This is a genomic window from Streptomyces sp. bgisy159 (genome assembly GCF_965341775.1).
Taxonomy (GTDB): domain Bacteria; phylum Actinomycetota; class Actinomycetes; order Streptomycetales; family Streptomycetaceae; genus Streptomyces.
The window spans coordinates 42,931-58,669 of the sequence record NZ_CBDQZH010000020.1 but is presented as its reverse complement, the minus strand read 5'-3'; the positions used below and the strand labels follow the sequence as shown (position 1 = coordinate 58,669).

Annotated in this window: 15 protein-coding genes; 14 read left to right on the top strand and 1 reads right to left on the bottom strand. The window is 70.8% G+C overall.

Going from position 1 to position 15,739, the window contains the following annotated elements; translation table 11 throughout:
• Positions 1-201 precede the first annotated feature (201 nt).
• A complete protein-coding gene (whiG, locus tag ACSLTV_RS20290; protein WP_432137922.1) occupies positions 202-1,044 on the top strand; it encodes an RNA polymerase sigma factor WhiG in 843 nt (280 codons plus the stop codon).
• 80 nt (positions 1,045-1,124) lie between these two features.
• Positions 1,125-1,682, top strand: coding sequence for a TetR/AcrR family transcriptional regulator (locus ACSLTV_RS20285; protein ID WP_432137994.1), 558 nt, complete (start codon positions 1,125-1,127; stop codon positions 1,680-1,682).
• A 329-nt stretch (positions 1,683-2,011) separates the two neighbouring features.
• Here the strand turns inward: ACSLTV_RS20285 and ACSLTV_RS20280 are convergent, their stop codons facing one another.
• The gene (locus ACSLTV_RS20280; protein WP_435612608.1) at positions 2,012-2,710 is read right to left on the bottom strand and encodes a murein hydrolase activator EnvC family protein; all 699 of its coding nucleotides are present in this window, start codon (positions 2,708-2,710) and stop codon (positions 2,012-2,014) included.
• A gap of 274 nt (positions 2,711-2,984) precedes the next feature.
• On the opposite strand from ACSLTV_RS20280, the gene rpsB reads away from it, so the two are divergent.
• From rpsB to ACSLTV_RS20220, 12 genes are all read left to right on the top strand, one after another.
• Complete coding sequence (rpsB, locus tag ACSLTV_RS20275) at positions 2,985-3,893, top strand: 30S ribosomal protein S2 (protein WP_435612607.1); 909 nt, start codon at positions 2,985-2,987, stop codon at positions 3,891-3,893.
• Between the two features lie 158 nt (positions 3,894-4,051).
• Positions 4,052-4,888, top strand: a complete 837-nt coding sequence (tsf, locus tag ACSLTV_RS20270) for a translation elongation factor Ts (RefSeq protein ID WP_432137925.1) — start codon at positions 4,052-4,054, stop codon at positions 4,886-4,888.
• Positions 4,889-5,077: 189 nt separating this feature from the next.
• Complete coding sequence (gene pyrH / locus ACSLTV_RS20265) at positions 5,078-5,836, top strand: UMP kinase (protein ID WP_432137926.1); 759 nt, start codon at positions 5,078-5,080, stop codon at positions 5,834-5,836.
• A 130-nt stretch (positions 5,837-5,966) separates the two neighbouring features.
• Complete coding sequence (gene frr / locus ACSLTV_RS20260; RefSeq protein ID WP_432137927.1) at positions 5,967-6,524, top strand: ribosome recycling factor; 558 nt, start codon at positions 5,967-5,969, stop codon at positions 6,522-6,524.
• Positions 6,524-7,714: a phosphatidate cytidylyltransferase gene (locus ACSLTV_RS20255; protein WP_432137928.1), complete on the top strand. Its 1,191-nt coding sequence runs from the start codon at positions 6,524-6,526 to the stop codon at positions 7,712-7,714. Before frr ends, ACSLTV_RS20255 begins: the two co-directional genes overlap by 1 nt.
• 210 nt (positions 7,715-7,924) lie before the next feature.
• On the top strand, positions 7,925-8,374 hold the full coding sequence (locus tag ACSLTV_RS20250) for an SRPBCC family protein (protein ID WP_432137995.1): 450 nt from the start codon (positions 7,925-7,927) through the stop codon (positions 8,372-8,374).
• A 206-nt stretch (positions 8,375-8,580) separates the two neighbouring features.
• Positions 8,581-8,916 (top strand): effector-associated constant component EACC1, encoded by a 336-nt coding sequence (locus tag ACSLTV_RS20245; RefSeq protein WP_432137929.1) that lies wholly within the window; start codon positions 8,581-8,583, stop codon positions 8,914-8,916.
• Between the two features lie 64 nt (positions 8,917-8,980).
• Positions 8,981-10,432, top strand: coding sequence for a hypothetical protein (locus tag ACSLTV_RS20240; protein ID WP_435612606.1), 1,452 nt, complete (start codon positions 8,981-8,983; stop codon positions 10,430-10,432).
• Positions 10,433-10,611: 179 nt separating this feature from the next.
• Positions 10,612-11,718, top strand: a complete 1,107-nt coding sequence (rlmN, locus tag ACSLTV_RS20235; protein WP_432137931.1) for a 23S rRNA (adenine(2503)-C(2))-methyltransferase RlmN — start codon at positions 10,612-10,614, stop codon at positions 11,716-11,718.
• Between the two features lie 213 nt (positions 11,719-11,931).
• On the top strand, positions 11,932-13,047 hold the full coding sequence (locus ACSLTV_RS20230; protein WP_432155581.1) for a thiamine ABC transporter substrate-binding protein: 1,116 nt from the start codon (positions 11,932-11,934) through the stop codon (positions 13,045-13,047).
• A complete protein-coding gene (locus ACSLTV_RS20225; RefSeq protein WP_432137933.1) occupies positions 13,023-14,711 on the top strand; it encodes an ABC transporter permease in 1,689 nt (562 codons plus the stop codon). Before ACSLTV_RS20230 ends, ACSLTV_RS20225 begins: the two co-directional genes overlap by 25 nt.
• Positions 14,711-15,730 carry an ABC transporter ATP-binding protein gene (locus ACSLTV_RS20220; RefSeq protein ID WP_432137934.1) on the top strand — a complete coding sequence of 340 codons (1,020 nt, stop codon included), beginning with the start codon at positions 14,711-14,713 and terminating at the stop codon, positions 15,728-15,730. The genes ACSLTV_RS20225 and ACSLTV_RS20220 overlap by 1 nt, the downstream gene beginning before the upstream one ends.
• The last annotated feature ends 9 nt before the right edge of the window (positions 15,731-15,739 follow it).

Genomic DNA, 15,739 nt, shown 5'->3' with positions numbered 1-15,739 from the left:
GTTGACGCCTCCGGACGGTCGCGCGGATTTCCCCGGACCCCCGTGAGGACGCCTGGCGGAACGTATCTGCGCATGGGCTCCGTCCATCTCTTCGCACACCGCGACAGTCCAGTCACGCTACGCTCACGAGGATTCCGGCACAGACCGACCCCAGGCACCCCTACCTCTCGTACTTCACGGCAGAACGGCACAAGGCGACGAATGCCCCAGCACACCTCCGGGTCCGACCGGGCGGCGATCCCCCCAGCCGCCCGCGACGGTGGCAGCGTGCGGCCGCCCGCTCCCTCCACGCTCGACGAGCTGTGGCGGTCGTACAAGGCGACAGGGGACGAGCGGCTGCGGGAACAACTGATCCTGCACTACTCGCCGCTCGTGAAGTACGTGGCGGGGCGGGTCAGTGTCGGGCTGCCGCCCAATGTGGAGCAGGCCGACTTCGTCTCCTCGGGCGTGTTCGGGCTGATCGACGCGATCGAGAAGTTCGACATCGACCGGGAGATCAAGTTCGAGACCTACGCGATCACCCGGATCCGGGGCGCGATGATCGACGAGCTGCGCGCCCTGGACTGGATCCCGCGGTCGGTCCGGCAGAAGGCGCGCAACGTGGAGCGGGCGTACGCCACGCTGGAGGCGCGGCTGCGGCGCACCCCGAGCGAGGTCGAGGTGGCGGGCGAACTGGGCATCGGGGTGGACGAGCTGCACGCGGTGTTCAGCCAGCTGTCCCTGGCGAACGTGGTGGCGCTGGAGGAGCTGTTGCACGTCGGGGGTGAGAGCGGGGACGGACTCAGCTTCATGGACACGCTGGAGGACCCCGCCGCCGACAACCCCGTCGAGGTGGCCGAGGACCGCGAGCTGCGACGTTTCCTGGCCAGGGCGATCAATACGCTCCCCGACCGGGAGAAGACCGTCGTCACGCTCTACTACTACGAGGGACTCACACTCGCGGAGATCGGCAACGTGCTCGGGGTGACCGAGAGCAGGGTCAGCCAGATCCACACCAAGTCCGTGCTGCAGCTGCGCGCGAAGCTGGCGAGTTTCGGCCGCTGACGCCCGGCCGACCGGGCGACTCCCGCAGCCGGGGACGGATCCGTAGAGTGGTCGACGTGCCAAGGATTCGAGCGGCCTCCGTGGCCGAGCACCGGTCGATGCAGCGAGCCGCCCTGCTGGACGCGGCTCGGTCCCTGTTGTCCGAGGGCGGTACGGAGGCGCTGACCTTCCCCGCCCTCGCCGAGCGGACGGGACTCGCGCGGTCTTCCGTCTACGAGTACTTCCGGTCACGGGCCGCCGTGGTGGAGGAGCTGTGCGCGGTCGACTTCCCCGTGTGGGCGGCGGACGTCGAGGCGGCGATGGCCGGAGCGGACGGCGCCGAGGCCAAGATCGAGGCCTATGTCCGCAAGCAGCTGGAGCTGGTGGGAGACCGGCGCCACCGTGCCGTGGTGGCCATCTCGGCCGGCGAGCTCGACGACGGGGCGCGGGAGAAGATCCGGGCCGCGCACGGCGGACTGGTGTCCATGGTCGTCGAGGCGCTCGCGGACTTGGGGCACCGGGAGCCCCGGCTGGCGGCGATGCTGGTACAGGGGGTTGTCGACGCGGCGGTGCGGCGGATCGAGCTGGGCGTCGCGGAACGCTCCGAGGTGGTCGCGGACGCGGCCGTCTCGATGGCGCTGCGAGGGGTCCGGGGCTGATCGTCCGGGGTGCGGTCGAGCCGACGTGAGCAGGGTGGCGCGCCCGAGCTGAACCGACCGACCCTGGCCCCGCCGGGCCGGGCCGGGCCGGTCGAGTCGAGCTGGACCGCACGAGCCGCCTGAGCCGGACCTGCCGGGCCGGACCTGCCGGGCCGGGCCGGGCGGGCCCCGCCGAGCGGGCGTGGCGGGGCCGCTCACCGCGCGTGCCGCCGCGCTTGCCCCTGCCGGTCCGGCCAGGTGCCGCTCCGGCCGGGCGCTCTCCCCTGCCGCCCCGGCCAGGCGCTCGCCCTGCCGTCCCGGTGACGCGCCCGCCCTCTCCGCCCCGGCGTCTACCGGACCCATCCGCTTCGGCGAGTGCTCCTGCCCCTCGCCGTCCCGGCGCCGCGCTCCCGCCCCCGCCGCCCCATCGACACCCGCCCCCACCTGCGCCGACCGACCGCAGCCGGGGACGCAGCCGACGACGCAGCCGTGTCCACGACCGGTAGGAGGACCGGCGGCCCCCTGCGCAACAGGTGCCGGGGAAGCAGCAGGAGGGGATCGAGGTAGGTGTCCGCTCTGCGGAGGCCCCAGTGGAGACAGGTCGGCGGGCAGTGCGAGCCCGTGGGCTGCACCGTGCCGAGTGGCTCGCCCGGGGCCACCTCGTCGCCCTCGCGCACCGTCGGGCGTACCGGCTCGTAGGTGGTTCGCAATGGTGGTGTGCCCGTGCCGGCCAGCTCCACGGAGATCACTCCTCGACCCGCGACCGGGCCCGCGTACGACACCCGGCCCGCCGCGACCGCCCGGACCGGAGCACCGGCCGGGGCGGTGAGATCCACGCCGCGGTGGCCCCGGCCGTACGGTGTCGGTGGTGGGGCCCAGGAGCGGATCACGGTGGGGCGCGGGCGCAGCGGCCAGGACCGGGCGACCTTCGGCACCGGTGACGGGGGTGGCGTTCCCGGCCGGGGCGGCGGATCCGCCCGCGCCGACACCGAGGCGGCCAGCAGGAACGCCAGGATCAGCAGGACCCCCACGTATCGCTTCTCTCGCATGACCACACCGTGCAGCAGTCTCCCGGAGCCGTACGGAACCTGTGGACAACCGGTCGGTTGTGGACAGCGGCGTCACCCGCTGCCCTGCCGGTCCCGTACACTTCTTCTGGCGATCCGGGTCACCGGGTCGACTTCGCACGCCCCGATACGGCACCCGGTCAAGGGTTCGTATCAGCGCCCCTCGGTCCTTCGTGGCAACGGCGCGCAGTGGGCGTCAGGCGCGGGAGCTGTCCGGCTCCCGCGGCACAACCGAGAAACTCAAGGAGAAACGGCCATGGCCGTCGTCACGATGCGGGAGCTGCTGGAGAGCGGCGTCCACTTCGGTCACCAGACCCGTCGCTGGAACCCGAAGATGAAGCGCTTCATCTTCACCGAGCGCAACGGCATCTACATCATCGACCTGCTCCAGTCGCTGTCGTACATCGACCGCGCCTACGAGTTCGTCAAGGAGACCGTCGCCCACGGCGGCACGGTCATGTTCGTCGGTACCAAGAAGCAGGCGCAGGAGGCCATCGCCGAGCAGGCCACCCGCGTCGGCATGCCCTACGTCAACCAGCGCTGGCTGGGCGGCATGCTCACCAACTTCTCGACCGTCTACAAGCGCCTGCAGCGCCTGAAGGAGCTCGAGCAGATCGACTTCGAGGACGTCGCGGCCTCCGGTCTGACCAAGAAGGAGCTTCTGGTCCTCTCCCGTGAGAAGGCCAAGCTGGAGAAGACCCTCGGCGGTATCCGCGAGATGCAGAAGGTGCCCAGCGCCGTCTGGATCGTGGACACCAAGAAGGAGCACATCGCGGTCGGTGAGGCCCGGAAGCTCAACATTCCGGTCGTCGCGATCCTCGACACCAACTGCGACCCCGACGAGGTCGACTACAAGATCCCGGGCAACGACGACGCGATCCGCTCCGTCACCCTGCTCACCCGCGTGATCGCCGACGCCGTCGCCGAGGGCCTCATCGCCCGCTCCGGCGTCGCCACCGGCGACAAGGGCGAGAAGGCGGCGGGCGAGCCGCTCGCCGAGTGGGAGCGCGACCTGCTCGAGGGCGAGAAGAAGGCTGAGGCCCCGGAGGCCGCTCCGGCCGCCGCCGAGGCTCCGGCCGCCGCGGAGGCTCCGGCTGCCGAGGCTCCGGCCGCCGCCGAGGCGCCCGCCGCCGAGGCCCCGGCCGCCGAGGGCGAGCAGGCCTGACACCGTCAGCGTCAGCGTTGACGGCGGGGGCGGTGACATGAAGTCCGCCCCCGCCGTTCACCCGTAGGTCGGCGGGACGACAGCGGCCTCCGTCCACATGGAGGCCGCACCCCCGCAGATCTCCGATCCTCCAGACTTCGAGAAAGACTCACAGACTCATGGCGAACTACACCGCCGCCGACGTCAAGAAGCTCCGCGAGCTCACCGGCGCCGGCATGATGGACTGCAAGAAGGCGCTGGACGAGGCCGAGGGCAACGTCGAGAAGGCCGTCGAGGCGCTCCGCATCAAGGGCCAGAAGGGCGTCGCCAAGCGCGAGGGCCGCTCCGCCGAGAACGGCGCCGTGGTCTCGATCCTCGCCGACGACAACTCCTCCGGTGTCCTCGTCGAGCTGAAGTGCGAGACGGACTTCGTCGCCAAGGGTGACAAGTTCCAGGCCGTCGCCACCGCGATCGCCGAGCACGTCGCCAAGACCGCGCCGGCCGACATCGAGGCGCTGCTCGCCTCCGAGATCGAGCCCGGCAAGACCGTCCAGGCGTTCGTGGACGAGGCCAACGCCAACCTCGGTGAGAAGATCGTCCTGGACCGCTTCGCGCAGTTCGCCGACGGCTTCGTGACCGCGTACATGCACCGCACGATGCCCGACCTGCCCCCGCAGATCGGTGTCCTGGTCGAGTTCGACAAGCCCAACGCCGAGGTCGCCAAGGGCATCGCCCAGCACATCGCCGCGTTCGCGCCGAAGTACCTCTCCAAGGACGAGATCCCGGCCGACGTCGTCGAGTCCGAGCGTCGCATCGCCGAGGAGACCACCCGCGCCGAGGGCAAGCCCGAGGCCGCGATCGCCAAGATCGTCGAGGGTCGCCTCAACGGCTTCTTCAAGGACGCCACGCTGCTCGGTCAGCCGTACGCCCTGGACAACAAGAAGTCGGTCCAGAAGGTCCTGGACGAGGCCGGCGTCACCCTGAAGCGCTTCGCGCGCATCAAGGTCGGCATCTGAGTCCGTACCGCGACTCACGCCCCGCCCCGATAGGGTCGGAGCAGTCGTCCGGACGCGTCGTCACCCCGGCGTGTGACGGACGACAGCAGATCTGACGAGGAGGCCATTGCCGAGCATGGGAGCGACCAGCGAACCCGGCGGCAGTGGCCTTCTTCGTATGTGCAACACGTGAAAGAGGCGGGATCTCCCATGACGACCAAGGCCCAGAAGAGCGACGACGGCAAAGTACGCGGCCGGTTCCTGCTGAAGCTGTCCGGAGAGGCCTTCTCCGGCGGCGGGGGCCTCGGCGTGGACCCCGACGTGGTGCACAAGATCGCCCGTGAGATCGCGGCCGTCGTACGGGACGGCGCGCAGATCGCGGTCGTCATCGGCGGCGGCAACTTCTTCCGCGGCGCCGAGCTCCAGGTGCGCGGCATGGACCGCGCCCGTTCGGACTACATGGGCATGCTCGGCACCGTCATGAACTGCCTCGCCCTCCAGGACTTCCTGGAGAAGGAGGGCATCGACAGCCGGGTGCAGACCGCCATCACCATGGGGCAGGTCGCCGAGCCGTACATCCCGCTGCGCGCCGTGCGCCACCTGGAGAAGGGCCGTGTGGTCATCTTCGGCGCCGGAATGGGCATGCCGTACTTCTCCACCGACACCACCGCCGCCCAGCGCGCCCTGGAGATCGACGCCGAGGCGCTGCTCATGGGGAAGAACGGCGTGGACGGGGTCTACGACTCCGACCCGAAGACCAACCCCGACGCCGTCAAGTTCGACGCCCTCGGCTACGGCGAGGTCATCACCCGCGACCTGAAGGTCGCCGACGCCACGGCCGTCACCCTGTGCCGCGACAACAAGCTCCCGATCCTCGTCTTCGAGCTTCTGGCCGAGGGCAATATCGCCCGCGCCGTCAAGGGTGAGAAGATCGGCACGCTGGTGGGCGAGCACGCCAGTCACGGCTGATGGCCCCCGTCGGGGGATGGACAATGTCCTGCCGGTCGGGAACCGTGCAGGAAGAAGACGCGACGCAGCCGGCCGCCGCCCCCCGCAAGGAACCGCAGCCGGGCCTACTCAAGACACGCAGGAGCAAGTGGTGATCGAAGAGACCCTCCTCGAAGCCGAGGAGAAGATGGAGAAGGCCGTCGTGGTCGCCAAGGAGGACTTCGCCGCGATCCGCACCGGTCGTGCGCACCCCGCGATGTTCAACAAGATCGTGGCCGACTACTACGGTGCGCCGACACCGATCAACCAGATGGCCTCGTTCTCCGTGCCGGAGCCGCGCATGGCGGTCGTGACGCCGTTCGACAAGACCGCGCTGCGCAACATCGAGCAGGCGATCCGCGACTCCGACCTGGGCGTCAACCCGAGCAACGACGGCAACATCATCCGGGTGGTGTTCCCCGAGCTCACCGAGGAGCGCCGCCGCGAGTACATCAAGGTCGCCAAGGGCAAGGGCGAGGACGCCAAGGTGTCCATCCGCTCCGTGCGCCGCAAGGCCAAGGACGCCATCGACAAGCTGATCAAGGACGGCGAGGTCGGCGAGGACGAGGGCCGCCGTGCGGAGAAGGAGCTCGACGACCTGACGGCGAAGTACGTCGCCCAGGTGGACGAGCTGCTCAAGCACAAGGAATCGGAGCTGCTCGAGGTCTGATGAACGACTCTTCCTGGGGGGCGCCGCCGCAGACCGGGCAGGCCGGGTACTGGGGGTCCACCGAGCGTGGGCCTGTCCAGGGGGCTGCCCCGGCGGGTCCCGCGTACGATGCGCCTGAGGCGCAGCAGACTCGCCCCATGCCCATCGTGCCCGACGGACCCGCCGCACCTCGGTACGGCGACGACCAGGACGACGACCGGGGGGCCGCTCGCCTGAGTGGCCCCTTGTTCCGCGACGAGACACCGCAGCAGCGGCCGTACGACAGCACGCACCACGCCCTGTACGACACACCGTCGGCACAGCCCCCTGCGGCGGTGCCTCAGAATCCGGAGCCCATGTCCGACGCCCCGCAGCCGGCGCCCCGGCCGCAGAAGAAGAGCGCGGGCCGCGACCTGAGCGCGGCCATAGGGGTCGGCGTCGGCCTCGGCGCGGTGATCGTCGCCTCGCTGTTCATCGTCAAGGCCGTGTTCGTCGGCGTCATCGCGGTCGCCGTGGTGGTCGGTCTGTGGGAGCTGACCAGCCGACTGCAGGAGCGCAAGGAGATCAAGGCCCCGCTCGTGCCGCTCGCGGTCGGTGGCGTGGCGATGGTCGTCGCGGGGTACGCCCGGGGCACCGAGGGTGCGTGGGTGGCGATGGCGCTGACCGCGCTGGCGGTGCTGGTGTGGCGGATGACGGAACCACCCGAGGGCTACCTCAAGGACGTCACGGCGGGTGTCTTCGCCGCGTTCTACGTACCGTTCCTCGCCACCTTCGTCGCACTGATGCTCGCCGCCGACGACGGATCCTGGCGGGTTCTGGTCTTCCTGCTGCTCACGGTGGTCAGTGACACCGGTGCCTACGCCGTCGGGTGGCGCTTCGGCAAGCACAAGCTCGCGCCGCGCATCAGCCCCGGCAAGACCCGGGAGGGACTGCTGGGCGCGGTGTCCTTCGCGATGGTCGTGGGTGCGCTGTGCATGCAGTTCCTGATCGACGACGGCACGTGGTGGCAGGGGTTGCTGCTGGGGCTCGCGGTCGCGTGCAGCGCCACGCTCGGCGACCTCGGCGAGTCCATGATCAAGCGGGACCTCGGCATCAAGGACATGGGCACCCTGCTGCCGGGTCACGGCGGGATCATGGACCGCCTGGACTCGCTCCTGCCGACGGCCCCGGTGGTCTGGCTGCTGCTGGTGCTGTTCGTGGGATCCGGCTGAGTCGCCGGTTCCGGTCTCCTGCGGGTGAGCCCCCGCTCCGTGCCGTCGGGCGCGGGGCGGGGGCTCGGCGTTTCGGGGTGGCTGACCGTCGTGAGTCAGGGGCCGGGCGCTCGGGCCGCGGGCGGGCACGAAATGGCCGCGGCGCCGTCCCGGTGGGACCATGTCCGGGTAAGCCCTCAGGGGTCGTCCCGAAAGGAGGGCCTCATGTACATGTCCCCCTTCCACGACGAGTTCGACGTCGACCGCCGTCCCGAGGACGTCTGGGCCTACGTCGCCGACCCGTCCCGCCTGCCGGAGTGGCAGCGCAGCGCGGTCTCGGCGGAGCGGCTCGACACCGAGCCGCTCGGGATCGGCTCACGGGTACGGGTGGTGCGGTACGTGGGCCGCCGCGAAGTCCCGATGACCATGGAGTTCACCCAGTACGACCCACCGCGGGCCTGGGCCATGCGTGGCATCGACGGGCCGGTCAGGGGCCGGTTCCACGGCGAGATCACCCCGATCGACGACGGCACCCGCTCCCACGTGACCCTGGACCTCGACTTCGAGCCCCACGGCATCGGCCGCGTCCTCGTCCCGCTCGTCGTCCGCGCCCAGGTCCGCAAGGAGATGCCCCAGAACGAACGGCTCCTCAAGGAGCGCCTGGAGCACAGCGCCGCGTAGTGCGCAGGACGGGCGCGCCGGGCCGCGGCCGGCGCGTCACCCGCCCGTTCACTTTCCCTGATCGCTCTCTCGGGGCCCCCGGGCCGCGCTAAAGTGACGACCGCTGTGACTCGGTTTGTCGGGCTGCGGTATTTCACCGGGGGCGGATACGTATGGGTGCGAGTACGGGTGAGCAGGACGGCCGGAAGCCGGACCGGAACTGCGACATGGAGATAGAAATTCAGTGCGTCGACCATGAGGCGCTGAATTTCCTGGAGGAAGAACTCGCGGATCAACCCGGCGTCAGCCTCCGCGAGGCGAACGTCTACGCCCCAGAACTCCGGTCCGACCTCGTCCACACGCTGATCGTCGGGGTGTCCTCCACCGGAATCACCTCGGCCGCCAGCGCCGTGCTCATCCAGTTCATGCGGACGCGGCGGGCGAAGATCACGATCCGGCGCACCAAGGCCGGGACCACGGTCACGTACGACGGACCCGTGAAGGACTCGCAGAAGGTGCTGGACATTGTCGGCGAAGTACCGGCTCAGAGCCTATCGGAGTGACGCGGCGTCCTTGGCGCTCCGGTCGAGCCACGGGAGCTTCAGCCCCACGGCCGCCTTCATCGACATGGGTGCCGTCCCCGCGGACCTGACCAGTACCTCGCTCGACGAACTGCTCCGCCTCAACTCGATGCTGCTCCACGAACGCCACCACTGGCTGCAGCACGTCGGAACCAGCGGCGGAATATACAATTCCCTGCTCCTCAATATCGAGGCCGGATACGTCGCAAGCATGTGCGACATGGAGCGCCTCACGGAGGACGACCTCCCGCTGATGCTGTCGCCGGCGAAGGCCCACGAGGATCTCCTTACCGTGTGGGAACACGTCGAGGCGGTGCGCAGGTCCTTCTTCGGCTGCCGGATCGGCACCTACCGCGAACTGGACCGGAGCGGATCCCTCAGCACCCGCTTCCTCACCGAGCAACTCGGCCACCACCTGGTGAAGAGCGTCCCCGGCCCGGACGGCGGCGAACTCCGGTTACCCCAGTGGCCCGACGAACTCTTCCGCGACAGGCCGCAGTACCTGGTCCTGCAGCACCGCGGCTGGGCGTTCGGCGCCCGGCACCTCATGGAGTTCTCGGCCCGGGTGTGCGAGATCCTCAAGCTGGGTGTCGACCGCGCGAGGGCGAACCTCGCACCGCTCGATCTGTCCCGCTACCTCGTCGGCGTCTACCGGGTCGCCTACGACGTCTTCCTCGACGGCTGCGGGACCGAGACCCGGGGCGTCACCACGCTGGTCGCCGCCGCCGTGGTCTGCGATCTCGCGCTGAACGTCATCCACCCGCCGGTCGCCCCGGCGTTCCTCGCCAGCCCCGGGCAGCGGCTGATCGAGTTCGCGATGGCGCTCAAGGGCTTCGACTTCACGCAGGCTGTCGTCATCGACCGGCCTGACGACGTCCGGTCCTTCGTGGAAGGGATCCACCGGCACATCGAGGAGGAGATCGGCTTCTCCGTCGACTCCGTCCCGAAGGTGGTGACCGGGATATTCGGCCATCTGGAACCCACCGCCATGGCCGCGTCCTTGTTCGGCCCCGGCGACGCCGCTGAACGGCCCCCACTGCCGGACAACGCCCCGCTGCGGTGGCTCGCCTCCCTCTGGGCGGAAGCCGCGCGGATCAGGATCGACAACCCGGAGTTCTTCGCCCTGCCGTCGGCCGCCTACATGCACGACCGCCCTTACTTCCACACCCTCTTCGACCGCGTCGCCCCGCCCGTCATCAAGCGGGACGGCCTGATGCACCCGTCCCGCCAGGAGACCGCCTCAGCGCAGTGGCTCGCCTTCTCCCTGGAACTGGCCGTCCACGCCGACCTGCTCCGCGGCATCATCTACTGCCGGCCCGAGGAACTGGCGACCCTCCTGGCCCGTCACGGCAAGGCCCTGTCGCCCGACACCGAGATGAGCGACTTCCACGCCCGCCTCCTCTTCGGTGCCATCCTCGCCGCCTGCCACCACGGTCCCCTGGGCACCGCCCTCACCCGCAGGGTCGCCGCCCTCCTCGACCGTGAGCCACCCGCATGACTCCGCGCACCCCGCCCACCGGCCGACTCGCCCGCGCACTCCCGGACCAGGACCGACCCCCACGGCGCCACGGCCGACGACGCCGCCCCCACCGGCGTCCCTTGCCGGTCCACCCCACCGGTCACCGCCGATCCGCGGTGCGAGAGACGCCGCATTCGATCTGCGACACTGGTACCACCATGCCCAAGCCCGGAGAACTCACTTTCGTAGCCCCCCGCGGAGCCAAGAAGCCGCCGCGGCATCTCGCTGATCTGTCGCCCGCCGAGCGGAAGGCGGTCGTCGCCGAGGTGGGGGAGAAGCCGTTTCGTGCCAAGCAGCTGTCGCAGCACTACTTCGCGCGGTACGCGCACGACCCGGGGGAGTGGACCGACATCCCCGCCGGGGCCCGGGAGAAGCTGCGGGAGGCGCTGTTCCCGGAGCTGATGAGCGTCGTGCGGCATCTGTCGACGGACCAGGGAGCCACCCGCAAGACGCTGTGGCGGCTGTTCGACGGGACGCTCGTGGAGTCGGTGCTGATGCGGTACCCGGACCGGGTGACCATGTGCATCAGCTCGCAGGCGGGGTGCGGGATGAACTGCCCGTTCTGCGCCACCGGGCAGGCCGGGCTCGACCGGAACCTGTCCACCGCCGAGATCGTCCATCAGATCGTGGACGGGATGCGCGCGCTGCGCGACGGTGAGGTGCCGGGCGGGCCGGCGCGGCTGTCGAACATCGTGTTCATGGGGATGGGCGAGCCGCTCGCCAACTACAACCGGGTCGTCGGGGCGATCCGCGCCCTGACCGACCCGGCGCCTGACGGGCTCGGGCTGTCGCAGCGCGGGATCACCGTGTCGACGGTCGGCCTGGTGCCCGCCATCCACCGGTTCGCCGACGAGGGCCTCAAGTGCCGGCTCGCGATCTCGCTGCACGCGCCCGACGACGAGCTGCGCGACACCCTCGTCCCCGTGAACACGCGGTGGAAGGTGCGCGAGGTGCTCGACGCCGGGTTCGAGTACGTCGAGAAGAGCGGCCGGCGGCTGAGCATCGAGTACGCGCTGATCCGCGACATCAACGACCAGGCGTGGCGTGGGGACCGGCTCGGGCGGCTGCTCAAGGGCAAGCCCGTGCACGTGAACCTCATTCCGCTCAACCCGACGCCCGGCTCGAAGTGGACCGCCTCCCGGCCCGAGGACGAGAAGGCGTTCGTCGAGGCCATCGCCGCGCACGGGGTGCCGGTGACCATCCGGGACACCCGCGGCCAGGAGATCGACGGAGCCTGTGGCCAGCTCGCGGCCACCGAGCGGTAGTGTGGGCGCCGTCAGTACATCTTCATATTCCGACAGGGGAGCGCCACAGCGCTGAGAGTGCGGCAACCGGGCCGCAGACCCTCTGAACCTCGCCCAGGTCATTCTGGGTAGGAAGTTCGGTCACCGCTCAAGCTGTTGCGCCCTGCCCGGGCACCCCGCACGGGGGCCCGGGCGGGGCCGCGTCTCTTCCTGGCCCACCCCAGGAGGAATCCAGTGCACAACAGGACTGTCGTCCAGACCGTCGTCGCCGCGGCCGTCGGCCTCGGCCTGATCACCTTGTCCGCGTGCGGTTCGTCGTCGTCCGACGACACCGGCGGCTCCGGCTCCGCGTCCGGCGGCGGCTCCAGGAACAAGACCGTCACGCTGGTCAGCCACGGCTCATGGGCCGTCTCCAAGAACGTGCTCGCCGACTTCGAGAAGCAGTCCGGCTACCGGGTCAAGGTCCTCGCCGACGGCGACGCCGGGCAGGCCGTCAACAAGGCGATCCTGACCAAGGACAACCCGCAGGGCGACGTGTTCTTCGGCGTCGACAACACCCTGCTGTCCCGCGCCCTCGACAACGGCCTGTTCCAGCCGTACGAGGCCAAGGGGCTCGACCGGGTCGGCGAGCAGTACCAGCTCGACGCCGGGAAGCACCGGGTCACGCCCGTCGACTTCGGCGACATCTGCGTCAACTACGACAAGAAGTACTTCGCGGACCACGACCTGGCCCCGCCGGCCGACTTCGGCGACCTGGTCAAGCCCGAGTACAAGAACCTCCTGGTCACCGAGAACGCCGCCACCTCCTCGCCCGGCCTCGGCTTCCTGCTCGGTACCGCCGCGAAGTACGGGGACGAGGGCTGGCAGGACTACTGGAAGAAGCTCAAGGACAACGGCGTGAAGGTCGTCGACGGCTGGGAGCAGGCCTACAACGACGAGTTCTCCGGCTCCGCCGGCGGAAAGAAGGCGGGCGCCGACCGGCCGCTGGTCGTGTCGTACGCGTCCTCCCCGCCCGCCGAGGTGATCTACGGCGACCCGAAGCCCGCCACCGCGCCGACCGGCGTCGCGACCGGCACCTGCTTCCGGCAGATCGAGTTCGCCGGGCTGCTGAGCAACGCCCGCAACAGCGAGGGCGGCAAGGCGCTGATCGACTTCCTGATCGGCAAGGAGTTCCAGGAGGACATGCCGCTCAACATGTTCGTCTACCCGGTGGTCGAGGGCGCGGCCGTGCCCGCCGAGTTCACCCGGTACGGGCCGGCCGCCGAGAAGCCGCTGACCATGGCCCCCGGGAAGATCGCCGCCGACCGTGACCAGTGGGTCAAGTCGTGGACCTCGCTCGTACTGAAGTAGCGGATCACGACGGCCGTACGGCGAAGTCGTGGCGGGGGAGCGCGGCGCGGCTCGGGCTGATGGCCGTGCCCGTCGCGTTCTTCGGCGTCTTCTTCGCCTACCCGGTCGCCGCGATCGTGGCCCGCGGTCTGCACACCGACGGCACCTGGCAGGCCGGGCGGATCACGGAGGTCCTCACGGATCCCGGCATCCGGCACGTCCTGTGGTTCACCACCTGGCAGGCGCTCGCCTCCACCGCGCTCACCCTGCTGGTCGCGCTGCCGGGGGCCTATGTCTTCGCCCGGCTGGACTTCCCGGGCAAGCAGGTGTTGCGGGCCGTGGTCACCGTGCCGTTCGTGCTGCCGACGGTCGTCGTCGGTACGGCGTTCCTGGCGCTGGTCGGACGCGGCGGCCCGCTCGACCAGCTCTGGGGCGTCCGGCTGGACTCCACGGTGTGGGCCATCCTGCTCGCGCACGTCTTCTTCAACTACGCGGTGGTCGTCCGGACCGTCGGCGGGCTGTGGGCGCAGCTCGACCCGCGGCAGACGGAGGCGGCGCGGATGCTCGGCGCGTCGCCCCTGCGGGCCTGGCGCACGGTCACCCTGCCGGCGCTCGGGCCGGCCGTGGCGGCGGCCGCGCTGATGGTGTTCCTGTTCACCTTCACCTCCTTCGGTGTGGTGAAGATCCTCGGCGGGCCCACCTTCGCCACCCTGGAAGTGGAGATCTACCGGCAGACCTCCGAGATCCTCGACCTGGCCACGGCGGCCGTCCTCACCCTGGTGCAGTTCGCCGCGGTCGGCGCGGTCCTGGCCGTGCACGCCTGGACCGTACGGCGGCGCGAGGCCGCCCTGCGGCTGGTGGACGTGACGCTCACGGCGCGTCGGCCGCGCGGCGCCGGGCAGTGGGCGCTGCTGGCCGGCGTGCTGGTCACCGCCGTGGTCCTGCTGGTGCTGCCGCTCGCGGTCCTGGTGCGACGGTCGCTGGACGGGGCCGGCTTCGCCTACTACCGGGCGCTGACCTCCGAGGAGAGCACGGTCTTCCTGGTGCCGCCGATCGACGCGATCGGCAACTCGCTGCGCTACGCACTCGCCGCGACCGCCATCGCCCTGGTGATCGGCGGCCTCGCCGCCGCCGCGCTCACCCGGCGGGACGCCGGACGGCTGGTCCGGGGCTTCGACGCGCTGCTGATGCTGCCCCTCGGGGTGTCCGCGGTCACCGTGGGCTTCGGCTTCCTGATCGCCCTCGACGAGCCGCCGCTGGATCTGCGGGCCAGCTGGATCCTGGTACCGCTGGCGCAGGCACTGGTCGGCGTGCCCTTCGTCGTGCGGACGATGCTGCCCGTGCTGCGAGCGGTGGACCAGCGGCTGCGGGAGGCGGCGGCCGTGCTCGGGGCGTCGCCCTGGCGGGTGTGGCGGGAGGTCGATCTGCCGATGGTGCGCCGGGCGCTGCTGGTCGCCGCCGGGTTCGCCTTCGCGGTGTCGCTGGGCGAGTTCGGGGCGACGGTGTTCCTCGCGCGGCCCGACAACCCGACGCTGCCGGTCGCGGTGGCGCGATTGCTCGGCCGGGCGGGGGAACTCAACTACGGGCAGGCGATGGCCCTGTCGACGATTCTGATGCTGGTGTGCGCCGCCGCGTTGCTGGCCCTGGAGGGGCTGCGGGGCACGGACCGGACGGGGGAGTTCTGATGCTGCTGGGGCTGGAGCGGGCGACCGTGCGGTTCGGCGGGCGGGCCGTGCTGGACGCCGTGGACCTGGGGGTCGACGAGCACGAGGTGGTGTGCGTGCTCGGGCCGAGCGGCAGCGGCAAGTCGACGCTGCTGCGGGCCGTCGCCGGGCTGCAGCCCCTGGACGCCGGGCGGGTGCTGCTCGACGGCCGGGACCAGAGCGGCGTGCCCGCGCACCGGCGCGGGGTGGGGCTGATGTTCCAGGACCACCAGCTCTTCCCGCAGCGCGACGTCGGCGGCAACGTGGCGTTCGGGCCGCGTATGCACGGCGTGTCCAGGCGTGAACAGGAGGAGCGGGTAAGGGAGTTGCTGGACCTGGTGGGACTGCCGGGCGCGGCCCGGCGGGCCGTGGCCGCGCTGTCCGGCGGTGAGCAGCAGCGGGTCGCGCTCGCCCGGGCGCTGGCGCCCCGCCCCCGGCTGCTGATGCTGGACGAGCCGCTGGGCCAGCTGGACCGCTCGCTGCGGGAGCGGCTCGTGGTCGAACTGCGTGAGCTGTTCGGCCGGTTGGGCACCACCGTGCTGGCGGTCACCCATGATCAGGGGGAGGCGTTCGCGCTGGCCGACCGGGTGGTGGTGATGCGGGACGGCCGGATCGCCCAGTCCGGTACGCCCCTTGAGGTGTGGCAGCGGCCGGCGGACGCGTTCGTGGCGCGGTTCCTCGGCTTCGACAACGTGGTCCCGGCCACCGTCGTCGGAGAGGCCGCCGACACTCCGTGGGGCAAGGTGCCGGTGCCGGCCGGGTCCGTGCGGGGTGAGCGTACGGTGCTGGTGCGCCCGGCCGGGGTGCGGCTCTCGGACGCCGACACCGGGCTGCGCTGCACGGTGACCGCCCGCACCTTCCGGGGCACGCATGTCGCCGTCCGTCTCCAGCCGGCCGACGCGCCCCGTCTGGAGGCGGCCTGCGCGCTGCGGGAGGCGCCGGAGGTGGGCGAGGTGCTCGGGGTGACGTTCGATTCGGCCGAGATCGTTGTGCTCGACTGATAGTTCGCT